General features: G+C 74.9%; 7 protein-coding genes. 5 read left to right on the top strand and 2 right to left on the bottom strand.

Annotation, left to right across the window (positions count from 1 at the left end; genetic code table 11):
- Window positions 1-366: 366 nt before the first annotated feature.
- On the top strand, window positions 367-1,923 hold the full coding sequence (locus A2U95_RS30625; RefSeq protein ID WP_166029076.1) for a PQQ-dependent sugar dehydrogenase: 1,557 nt from the start codon (window positions 367-369) through the stop codon (window positions 1,921-1,923).
- Between the two features lie 227 nt (window positions 1,924-2,150).
- The gene (locus A2U95_RS30620) at window positions 2,151-3,569 is read left to right on the top strand and encodes an FAD-binding oxidoreductase (RefSeq protein WP_240958453.1); all 1,419 of its coding nucleotides are present in this window, start codon (window positions 2,151-2,153) and stop codon (window positions 3,567-3,569) included.
- 97 nt (window positions 3,570-3,666) lie between these two features.
- Here the strand turns inward: A2U95_RS30620 and A2U95_RS30615 are convergent, their stop codons facing one another.
- Complete coding sequence (locus tag A2U95_RS30615) at window positions 3,667-4,134, bottom strand: DoxX family protein (protein ID WP_166029074.1); 468 nt, start codon at window positions 4,132-4,134, stop codon at window positions 3,667-3,669.
- A gap of 829 nt (window positions 4,135-4,963) precedes the next feature.
- On the opposite strand from A2U95_RS30615, the gene A2U95_RS30610 reads away from it, so the two are divergent.
- The 3 genes from A2U95_RS30610 (at window position 4,964) to A2U95_RS30600 (ending at window position 10,044) form a co-directional block, all read left to right on the top strand.
- The gene (locus A2U95_RS30610) at window positions 4,964-7,477 is read left to right on the top strand and encodes a glycoside hydrolase family 2 protein (RefSeq protein ID WP_166029072.1); all 2,514 of its coding nucleotides are present in this window, start codon (window positions 4,964-4,966) and stop codon (window positions 7,475-7,477) included.
- A complete protein-coding gene (locus A2U95_RS30605; RefSeq protein ID WP_166029071.1) occupies window positions 7,474-8,502 on the top strand; it encodes a LacI family DNA-binding transcriptional regulator in 1,029 nt (342 codons plus the stop codon). Before A2U95_RS30610 ends, A2U95_RS30605 begins: the two co-directional genes overlap by 4 nt.
- Before the next feature lie 288 nt (window positions 8,503-8,790).
- Window positions 8,791-10,044 (top strand): MFS transporter, encoded by a 1,254-nt coding sequence (locus A2U95_RS30600; protein WP_166029069.1) that lies wholly within the window; start codon window positions 8,791-8,793, stop codon window positions 10,042-10,044.
- Between the two features lie 87 nt (window positions 10,045-10,131).
- Here A2U95_RS30600 and A2U95_RS30595 read toward each other — a convergent pair whose 3' ends face one another.
- The gene (locus A2U95_RS30595; RefSeq protein WP_166029067.1) at window positions 10,132-10,941 is read right to left on the bottom strand and encodes a pentapeptide repeat-containing protein; all 810 of its coding nucleotides are present in this window, start codon (window positions 10,939-10,941) and stop codon (window positions 10,132-10,134) included.
- Window positions 10,942-11,075 lie beyond the last annotated feature (134 nt).

Genomic DNA, 11,075 nt, shown 5'->3' with positions numbered 1-11,075 from the left:
CGCGGCCGGTGCCGGACCGGCTGACGCCGACGAGCCCCGCCCCCGCCGGGAGCACCCCACGCCGCCCGGCACGGCCCCGCCCCGGCACGACGGCGCCGACGGCCGCCACGGCGACGGCGCCCACGGGCAGCACCGGCCCCACGCCGCGTCCCCTCGTCCAGCGCTGTCTCCTCCCGCGTGCGGGGGTCCGCCCGGCGGAAGGGACACCGTCCGCGGAGCGGGGGAACGCGGCCTGGCATCGGCGCGGGAGAGGCACTAGCGTCCGGCGAGGCACACGTGTACCACCGGCGCAGCGCGGTCGCCCCGTCACGACGGCGCCGTCCCCGCTCGGCCGTCCGTACCCGCCCCACCCCACTGGAGCCGTACATGTCCTTACGACGCTTACGCCGCCCCCGCTGGATCGGCCTGCTGCTCGCGCTGCCGCTGGCCGTGACGGGACCGCTGTCCCTCCCGGCGTCGTCCGCCGAAGCCCCGCCCGCCAAGGAGCCGCAGGCCCGCACCGCCGCGGCGCCGGCCCTCGAGGAGGTCGCCGCCACCACCACCCAGGTGGCCCAAGGCCTCCGTCGCCCGACCGCCCTGGTCGCACCCGACGACGGCACCGGGCGGCTGTTCATCACCGAGAAGTCCGGACGCGTCCGGGTCTACCACCCCGACGCCGGCCTCTCCTCCACGCCCCTCCTCGACATCGTCGACGAGGTCGACGAGTCCGGCAACGAACGCGGCCTGCTCGGCATCGCCCTGCCCCCCGACTTCGCCCGGAGCAAGAAGATCTACCTGGCCTACACCGCCCTGCCCGACGGCGCGGTCACCCTGGCCCGCTACCACCTCGCCGACTCCCGCCTCGAGGTCCTGCTGCAGCAGCCGCACGCCGAGTACAGCAACCACAACGGCGGCCAGCTCGCCTTCGGCCCCGACGGCAAGCTCTACTGGGCGATCGGCGACGGCGGCGGGTCCGGGGACCCGTTCGACACCGGGCAGCGGAAGGACACCCTCCTCGGCAAGATCCTCCGCCTCGACGTGAGCCGCGGCTGCGATGCGCTCGCCTACTGCGTCCCGCCGGACAACCCCTTCGCCGGCGTCGCCGGAGCCCGCGGCGAGATCTGGCTCTGGGGCACCCGCAACCCCTGGCGCTTCTCCTTCGACTCCGCGGACGGTTCGATGTGGGTGGCCGACGTCGGCCAGGGCCGGTGGGAGGAGATCACCCACCTGGCCCGCGGCGAGCAGGCCGGGGCCAACCTCGGCTGGTCCTGCTACGAGGGACCCCAGGTCTTCGACGAGGCCCAGTGCGCCTCCGGCGTCCGCCACACCCCGCAGGACTTCTACTACTCGCCCTACAACGGCAATTGCGCGGTCATCGGCGGACACGTCTACCGCGGCCGCCAGTTCGCCGACCTCGTCGGCGGCACCTACATCGCCACCGACTACTGCTCGTCCAACGTCTGGGCGCTGCGCCCCGACGGCAACGGCGGGTTCCGCCAGGCCGACATCGGTGACATGCCCACCCAGGTGACGGCGTTCGGCACCACCACGGAGGGCGAGTTCTACGTCGTCAACGACCTGCCCGGCGGCCTGCACAAGGTGTCGTTCGAGCGCACCCGGCCGACCTGCGAGGTCGACGTCAGGAAGACCGCCTGGGGCACCGGCATGACCGTCGACCTCACCGTCACCAACACCGGCACCACGCCGGTCGACGGCTGGTCGCTGGAGTTCCCGCTGCCCTACGGGCAGACCGTCACCTCCGACTGGAACACCGACCTGACCCGCCTCGGTGACATCCACACCGCCTCCGACGCCGGCCACAACGCGGTGATCCCGCCGGGCGGTTCGGTCACCCTGGGCTACCTGGTCACCCACGCGGGAGACGCCTCCACACCGGGCCGCTTCCGCCTCAACGAGACGCCCTGCGCCCGCACCGGCAGCTGATCCCCCACCCCGGCAGCCGACCCCCCGCCCCGTCGCACGCCGGTCCCGCGGCAAGCCGGCCGCAGGACCGGCGTGCGCGCGTCTCCCTCCCGTCGCCTTCCTGGCCGCGGAGGGCCCGGACGCCTTCCGTCCGGACCGGCCGGTGCGGCGGGCGGTCACCGCATCGGCCACGCGCGGGTCGCGCCCCGTCCCGCTCCGGGTGAGGCTGGGCGCAGGAGGTGATCCGCGTGGGCGCGGAAGACAGGAACCCGGACGAGATCCCCGCCTCCCTCGTGGAGACGCTCAGGAGCACCCTGCGGGGCACGCTGCTCCGTCCGGGCGACGCGGAGTACGCCTCGGCCCGGCGGCTCTGGAACGGCATGATCGACCGGAGACCTGCGCTGGTGGCGCGGTGCGAGAGCGACGAGGACGTCGCCGCGGCGGTGCGTTTCGCCGGTGACCGGCGCCTCCCGCTCTCCGTGCGCGGCGGCGGGCACGGCGTGGCGGGCCACGCCCTGTGCGACGGCGGCCTGGTCGTCGACCTGTCGAGGATGACCGGTGTGGAGGTCGACGCCGGGGAGCGCACCGCCCGGGCCCAGGGAGGCTGCACCCTGGGGCACGTCGACCGGGCGACCCAGCCGTATGCACTGGCCGCACCGCTCGGTGTGGTGTCGGAGACCGGCATCGCGGGCCTGACCCTCTCCGGAGGCATGGGCTGGCTCCGCCGCGCGCACGGGCTGAGCTGCGACGCCCTGCTCCGCGCGACGGTGGTCACCGCCGACGGCAGCGTCCTCACCGTCGACACCGACCACCACCCGGACCTCTTCTGGGCGATCCGCGGCGGCGGCGGGAACTTCGGGGTCGTCACGTCGTTCGAGTACCGGCTGCACCCGGTCGGCCCGGAACTCTTCCTCTGCAACGTGTACTACCCCGCCCGCCACGCACGCGAGGTGCTGCGCTTCTGCGAGAACCACCTGGCCGGCACGCCGGACGACGGAGCCGCACCGCTCGGCGTGCTCGGGCGCGTCCCGGCGGACGACGCGCTGCCCGCGGACCTGCACGGGGAGCCGTTCGTCGCGCTCCTGGCCCTCCATCCCGGTGACCCCGCGGAGGGGGAGGCGGCCCTGCGCCCGCTGAGGGAGATCACCGAGCCCCTCTTCGACCTCAGCGGCGTCACCACCTACCTGGCGGCCCAGTCGCTCCTCGACGAGGACTACCCCGACGGTGACCGCTACTACTGGAAGTCCGTCAGCCTGCCCGGCCTGACCGACGAGACGATCGACCGCCTCGTGGACCACGCCGTCCGGGCGCCGTCCCCCGCCTCGACGGTCGACGTCTGGTTCCAGGGGGGCGCGATGGCGCGGGTCCCGGAGCCGGAGACCGCCTTCTCCGGCCGAAGCGCCCCGTACCTCATCGGCATCGAGGGCAACTGGTCGGACGCGGCCGACTCGGAGCGCAACGTCGCCTGGGTCCGCGACACCTTCGCCGCCCTGCGCGACTTCTCCGCCGGCGGGATCTACCTCAACTTCCCGGGCTTCCTGGAGGAGGGCGAGCAACTCGTCCGCGAGAGCTTCGGCGCCAACTACGCACGCCTGGCCGCGGTCAAGGCGGCCTACGACCCGGACAACCTCTTCCGCCTCAATCCCAACATCCCCCCGAAGGCCTGACCGCGGCGGGCCGCCGGCCGGGCCTTCGGGAGGGTTCCCGCAGCGGGCCCCGCCGGCGATGAGGGGGCCCGTCGCGGGAGGCCGTTCGGGAGGGGTCCTAGGACGTCCTCACCGGAGTCGCGCCTCCGTCGGCCTTGACGGCGGGCCTGCGACGCAAAGCCGTCTCCACGGCGAAGGCTCCCGGGCCGAGGAAGGCGATCAGCAGGAACGCCCAGCAGAACATGGCGGACAGTTCACCGCCGTTCACAATGGGGAACAGTCCGTTCGACTGGTGGACGCTGAAGTAGGCGTACGCCATGGAACCGGAGCAGATGACGGCCGCCACCCTGGTGAAGAGTCCCAGGGCCACCAGGCCGCCGCCCACGAGCTGGATGACCGCGGCCCACCAGCCGGGCCACTGCAGGGTGGGCACGGTGCCTCCGCCATGCGCCCCGCCCAGGACGCCGAAGAGCGAGGCGGCGCCGTGGCAGGCGAAGAAGAAGCCCGTCACCACGCGGAAGGCGGCATGCACCACAGGGGTTGCCGTACGTAACAGTTCCGGGCGTTCGTTCGACGGCACAGTCATGACTGCTCCTCGTGGGGGGGATTTGGAGAATTTACATTTGAACGATCTTGATTCGATCGTTCATTCAACCTTCGAACGCAGAATAGCGATTCGAAACAGCCACGCCCATGTCCCCCGACCGTCATTCCTGGCGGCACTCCTTGTGTATGCGGCACGCCTGTAGCGCGGTGAGCGTGACCGGTGCGCGGCGTCCAGGGCGGACGGGGAATTCGGCGGAGGGGAAGTACGCCGCCGTCCGCGGCCGGTGCGGGCCGCCCGGCCGTGCCGAAGACGTCTCCAGGGTCACGTTCCGGCTGGTCACCGGCGTTCTCGCCCCGCGGGCCGGAAGACCGGAGGCGGGCGCGGCGTGCCGGACGTGCGGTGAGGCGTGTCCGGTGGGCGGAGTGCGCCCTGCGTGTCCGGAACGGCTTCGCGGCTCCGCACCCCCGCCGCGGCCGCGGGGCGCCCGCCGGAATCGCGCCGGGGTCTGCCACGAAAGAGGCACGCGCGGAGGCCGGGCGACCGCCGGCCGGCCCGGTTCCCGGCGGTGCGCCGTCGGCCGTGGCGGCCGGGAGCCCACGGGCCGCCGCGTGCCGTACGCCGCCGCCGTCCGTCGGCGTTCCGGTGAACCGGTAAAGTCCGCTGCTCTCCCGGGCTGTCGGCAATGGGTCCGAGCCTTGGCGGCTCGCGTGACGGGTCTTCATGCCTGCCCTGTTCAGAGCGGGCCCGGTGGCGGGAAACGGTGCGTGCCGTTGGCTCTAGACCGGTTCACTCCCGGGCGTTAGGTTGGGCGCGCCGCGCAAGAACGAGGCACGCGCACGCACCCACGCCCCGTCGAAGGAGTTTGCCGATGAAGGAACTCGTCCAGCTCACCGAGGGCTGGAGCCTCGACCACGACGGGGACCCGCTGCCCGCCCGGGTCCCCGGCTGCGTCCACACCGATCTGCTCGCGGCCGGCCGGATCCCGGACCCCTACCTCGGCCTCAACGAGCACGAGGTGGCGTGGGTGGGCCGCCGGGCCTGGACCTACTCCCGTGCGCTGGAGCCGGACGAGGCCGCGGAACAGCCCCACGAACGCACCGACCTGGTCTTCGACGGCCTCGACACCGCCGCCCTGATCACCCTCGACGGCCAGGAGCTGGGCCGGACCCGCAACATGCACCGGCGGTACCGCTTCGACGTCACCGGCCGCCACGGCCTGCTGCGGGTCGAGTTCGCGTCGGCCTACGACGAGGCCGACGCGGTGAGGGCGTTGACGGGGGAACGGCCGAACGTCTACCCGGAGCCCTTCCAGTACGTCCGCAAGATGGCGTGCGGCTTCGGCTGGGACTGGGGGCCGACGCTGGTCACCGCCGGGATGTGGCGGCCGGTCCGCCTGGAGCGGTGGTCGACGGCCCGGCTGGCGCGGGTGCGTCCCCTGGTGACGGTGCGCGACGGCGTCGGCAGGGTGGAACTGCGCGTGGACGTCGAGCGGACCGGGCGGGGCGCCGGCCGCCGCCTCGAGGTGCGCGCCCGGGCCGGCGGCATCCGCGCCCGCGCCGCGGTGGACGGGAACGCGGCGGTGCTGACCCTCGAACTGCCGGACGCCGAGCTCTGGTGGCCCCGCGGGTACGGCGAGCAGCCCCTGTACGACCTCGACGTCACCCTCGTCGACCAGGACGCGGCCGACGACGCCGCCGGCGGCGCGGACGACGGGCGGCTCGACCACTGGACGCGCCGGATCGGGTTCCGCGACGTCGTGCTGGACCGCTCCCCGGACGAGCACGGCACCGCCTTCACCTTCCTCGTCAACGGCGTACCCGTCTTCGTGCGCGGCGTGAACTGGATCCCCGACGACGCCTTCCCCTCCCGCGTCACCCCCGGGCGCTACCGCGCCAGGCTGGAGCAGGCGGCCGGCGCCGGCGTCGATCTGGTGCGGATCTGGGGCGGCGGCATCTACGAGGACGACGCCTTCTACGACGCCTGCGACGAACTGGGCCTGATGGTCTGGCAGGACTTCCTCTTCGCCTGCGCCGCCTACCCGGAGGAGCAGCCGCTGCGCGGCGAGGTGGAGGCCGAGGCGCGCGACAACGTGGTCCGGCTGATGCCCCACCCCAGCCTGGTGCTCTGGAACGGCAACAACGAGAACCTGTGGGGCTTTTGCGACTGGGGCTGGGAGCCCGCGCTCGACGGCGACTCCTGGGGCGGCGGTTACTACCTCGACCTGCTGCCGCGCGTGGTGGCCGAACTCGACCCCACCCGCGCCTACACGGCCGGCAGCCCCTGGTCCGGCTCGTGGGACCACCACCCCAACGACCCGGCGCACGGCACCCACCACTCCTGGGAGGTGTGGAACCGCCGAGACTACGCCGAGTACCGCGACTCGGTGCCGCGCTTCGTCGCGGAGTTCGGCTGGCAGGCGCCGCCCGCGATGGCGACCCTGCGGCGCGCGCTGCCCGGGGAGAGCCTCGCCCCCGACTCGCCGGGCATGCTCCACCACCAGAAGGCGGAGGACGGCAACGGGAAGCTCGCCCGGGGCCTGGCGCGCCACTTCACGCCGCCGGAGGGCGACTTCGACCGCTGGCACTACCTCACGCAGGTCGTCCAGGCCCGCGCGGTGGCCACCGGGATCGAGCACTGGCGGTCGCACTGGCCGGTGTGCGCCGGCACCGTCGTCTGGCAGCTCAACGACTGCTGGCCGGTGAGCTCCTGGGCCGCCGTGGACGGTGACGGCCGCCCGAAGCCGCTGTACCACGAACTGCGCCGGGTCTACGCCGACCGGCTGCTGACCCTCCAGCCGGGCGGGGACGCCGACGGTCCGGTACTCGCCGTGGTCAACCAGTCCGCCGAGCCCTGGCACGCCCCGGTCACCCTGCGGCGCGTCCGGGCGGACGGGAGCACGGTGGCGGAACAGGTCCTCGACCTGACCGTCGGCGCGCGCCAGGTGCACCGGCGGACCGTGCCGCGGGACCTGGCCCCGGACGCCGCGTCCGCCGAGGAGTTCCTCGTCGCCGACGCGGAGACCGGCGCGGAGGCGGACGCGGGAAGCGGCGCGGGGGCCGGCACGGGCGGCCTGCGCGCCCTGCACTTCCCCGTCCCCGACAAGGACTTCGCCCACCCCGCCCCCCGCTACGACGTCGAGGTGGTGACCCCGGCCGGTGAGGGCGACGGCGGGGGCAGGGGTAATGTCGAGGTCGTGGTGACTGCACACACTCTGGTACGAGACCTTCTCCTGCAGGCCGACCGGCTGGGGCCGGACGCGGTCTGCGACACCGGCCTGCGCACCCTGCTCCCCGGCGAGAGCGTCCGCCTGCGGGTCCGCGACGCCGCGGAGACCGGCGAGGACGCCGTGCGCACGGCGCTCTTCTGCGTGGAACCCGCGTGAGCACACCGTCCGAACGCGTCACCATCAAGGACGTCGCCGCGGCCGCCGGCGTGTCCAAGGGGGCCGTGTCGCTCGCGTTCAACAACAAGCCGGGGGTCTCGGAGGCCACCCGGGAGCGCATCCTCGCGACGGCCCGGCAACTCGGCTGGGCCCCGAACTCCTCCGCGCGCAACCTGTCCCGGCAGTCGGTCGACATCATCGGACTGGCCCTGTGCCGGCCCGCCCGGCTGCTGGGGCTCGAGCCGTTCTACATGGAGTTCGTCTCCGGCATCGAGAGCGTGCTCGCCGAACACGACTGCTCCCTGTTGCTGCGCCTGGTCGGCTCCCTGGAGGAGGAGGTCCAGCTGCAGGAGCGCTGGTGGCGGGAGCGCCAGGTGGACGGCTCGATCCTGGTCGACTTCCACCAGGACGATCCGCGGATCGCGCCCCTGCGCCGGCTCGGCCTGCCCGCCGTGGGCGTGGGGCACCCCGACCTCACCGGTGGCTTCCCGTCGGTGTGGACCGACGACGCCACCGCCGTCGCCGAGGCCGTGCGCTACCTGGCGGCGCTCGGCCACCGGCGGATCGCCCGCGTGGGCGGGCCCGCCGGCCTCGGCCACAGCGCCATCCGGACCGAGGCGTTCGAGCGGACCGTGCGGGAACTGGGCCTGGACGGCGGCCGTCACGTCGAGACGGGATTCTCGGGGGAGGAGGGGGCACGGGCGACCCGGATGCTGCTCCTGACGTCCGACCGCCCCACGGCGATCGTCTACGACAACGACATCATGGCCGTCGCGGGTCTGGGCGTGGCCGCCGAGATGGGCCTGGCCGTACCGGACGACCTGTCCCTGCTGGCGTGGGACGACTCGCAGCTGTGCCGCCTGACCCGTCCGACCCTGTCGGCGATGAGTCACGACGTGCACGGTTTCGGCGCCGAGGTCGCGCGGGTGCTGTTCGACCTGCTCGCGGGCCAGGAGATCCGGTCGCGGCCGGTGGCGACGCCCTCGCTGATGCCGCGAGGATCGACCGCGCCCCCTCGTCCGTAGCGGCGGGCCGCGGCGGCGAGGGGCGCGGCGACGCGCCCCTCCCGCCATGGCCCCGGTCGTGGCTCCGGCCGTTCCCCCCCCCCGGTCGCCGTCGCCTGAGCGGGACACGGACGGGGACCGGTCGCGCGGCCGTGCCGGCGTGCCGCGGCGGCCCCGTCGACCGCTGAGGCCGGTGCGGCACCGGTCTCCTCCGGCAGGGCCTGACGACACGACCCGGCCGTCGGCCGGGCGTGGCATCCTTCCCGCAGCGCCGCCCCGACCGGTGGGGCGGCCGGGGGAGGGGGCGTCATGAGGGCGACCGGGCGGACGGCCGGCGGCGGCACGGGTGAGCGGCGGCGCATCGGCGTGCTGCTCCTGGGCAACCTGCTCGGCGGTGTCGGCGTGGCCTCCGGCATCACGGTGACCACCCTGCTCGTGGAACGGCTGGGGGCCACCGAACTGGCCGGGCTCGGCCAGGCGGTCGGTGTCCTGGGCGCGGCGGTGGCCGCGGTGCCGCTGGCCCGGCTGGCGGCACGGCGTGGCCGCCGGTGGTCGCTGGGCGTCGGCTACGCGATCGCGGTGCTGGGCGCCGCGCTGATCGCCGCCGCCGCGACCGCCGGACAACTGGCCCTCGTCATGGCGGGGTTGTGCCTCTTCGGCGTGGCCCAGGCGTGCAACCTGCAGACCCGGTACGCCGCCGCGGACGGCGTCGCGCCCGGGGTGCGGGCCCGCACCATGGCCGTGGTGGTGTGGGCGACGACCGTCGGCTCGGTCGCCGGGCCCAACCTCACCGCCTTCGGGCAGGCGGTCGGCGAATCCGCCGGCGTGCTCGGACTGGCCGGCCCGTACCTGCTCTCCGGCGCGGCGTTCGCGGGGGCGTGCGCGCTGGTCGTGGCCCTCTACCGCGGCGGGGAGGACAGGACCGGCGCGCCCGGTGAGGCGTCCGGGCCCGGGCCCGCCTCCATGGGTGCGGCGGCCGCCCTCCGCTGGACGGCGGGCCGCCCCACCGCCCTGTTCGCCGTCGTCCTCCTCGCCACCGCGCACGCCACCATGATCATGGTGATGGTGATGACGCCGCTGCACATGCAGCACCACGGGATGTCCCTGCGGATCGTCGGCGTGGTCATCAGCGTCCACATCGCCGCCATGTACGGGCTCAGCCCGCTCTTCGGCCGCCTCGCCGACCGCTGGGGCCCGCTGCGCACCGCCTTCCTCGGCATCGGCGTCCTGTGGGCCGCGGTCACGCTCGGCTACGCCGCCGCGTCCGGCGGCGGCGAGGCGCTCACCGCCGCGGCCCTGGTGGTGCTGGGCCTGGGCTGGTCCCTGTCCACCCTCGCCGCGTCCGCGCTGCTGGCCGCCGTCGACGACGACCGGGTGCGCGTGCCCCTGCAGGGCGCCGCCGACGCCGGCATGAGCTACGCCGGAGCCGCCGTCGCCGCGCTGGCCGGTCCGGTCCTCGCGGCGGGAGGCTTCCGCGCGGTCAACCTCGCGGGCGCCGCCCTGCTGCTGCCCGCGCTGTGGCTCGCCGTCCTGCTCGCGCGGCGCCGGGAGGCGACCGCCTGACCCCGGCGGGGGCCGCCGTCCGGCCGCTCGCGCGCGTCGGTGAGCCGGCGGACGCGGCGGCCGCGCACCCGCGCCGTGCCGCGACTCCTACCAGTGGGCGGGGCGGCGGAGCCCCGCCGGCACCCGGGTGGCCGCGTCGCCCCTGGCGGCGTCGAGCTGCGACTGGGTGACGAACAGGGCGCCGGTGAGGTCGGCTCCGCCCAGGTCGGCGTCGCGCAGGTCCGCCCCGATCAGGTCCGCGTCGCGCAGATCGGCTCCGCCGAGGTCGGCGGCGACCAGCAGGGCGCCGCGCAGGCTCGCCCCCCGGAGGTCGGCGCCGGCGAGCCGGGCGCCCATCAGGTCGGCGGCGCGGTGGTTCTTCCTCCGGCCCGGGACGTGGGCGCGCGCCAGCTCGCTCGCCCGTAGCAGCAGCCCGTTGACCTCGCCCCGCAACGCGTTGACGTCCAGCGCGGCGATCGACTCGGCGCTGCCGCGGGACAGGGCGTCGATGCGCGCCAGCGCCCGCCGCAGCTCCTTGTGGACGGGACGGGCGGAGGGGAGACCGAGCGCCTCGGTGACGTACCGGAGCAGTTCGTGCAGCTGCCGCATCACCGGGAAGACCGCGAACATGGAACGAGCCGTCTCCGGCGCCTGACGCCAGTCGGTGCCGCCGAAGGTGATCTGCGAGACCTTCTGCCCGGCGCCGAAGCAGTCGAAAACGGTGCAGCCCTGGTAGCCGCTGTCCCGCAGCCGGACGTGGATGCCGCAGCGGAAGTCCTGCCGGAGGTTCGCGCACGGCTGCCCGGCCGGCTTGTCGGCGGCGAAGTCGGCGGACCGGGCGAAGGGGAGCGCCACGCAGCAGAGGCCGAAGCAGCTGGCGCAGTCGGCCCGGAGGTCATCGCGGTGCCCGCTGTCCACGGGCCGCGCGCGCTCCCCGCTTCCACCGCTTCCACCGCTTCCGCCGCTTCCGTCGCGCTCGGCGGGGGCCGGCCGGGGCGCGCCCGGCTGCCGTCCCCTGCCGCCCTGCGGGGCGGTGCGGGCCTCGCCGCCGG

Origin of the sequence: Streptomyces chilikensis, assembly GCF_001642695.1 — a bacterium.
GTDB classification, from domain to species: Bacteria; Actinomycetota; Actinomycetes; order Streptomycetales; family Streptomycetaceae; genus Streptomyces; species Streptomyces chilikensis.
Note: the sequence above shows the minus strand (reverse complement) of the source record. Positions and strands in the feature narration are given on the sequence as shown.

Excerpts from the sequence above, each read along its gene's own strand:
- A2U95_RS30600 (WP_166029069.1), top strand. The coding sequence starts at position 8,791 with ATGAGGGCGACCGGGCGGACGGCCGGCGGCGGCACGGGTGAGCGGCGG.
- A2U95_RS30625 (WP_166029076.1), top strand. The coding sequence starts at position 367 with ATGTCCTTACGACGCTTACGCCGCCCCCGCTGGATCGGCCTGCTGCTC.
- A2U95_RS30615 (WP_166029074.1), bottom strand. The coding sequence starts at position 4,134 with ATGACTGTGCCGTCGAACGAACGCCCGGAACTGTTACGTACGGCAACC.
- A2U95_RS30610 (WP_166029072.1), top strand. The coding sequence starts at position 4,964 with ATGAAGGAACTCGTCCAGCTCACCGAGGGCTGGAGCCTCGACCACGAC.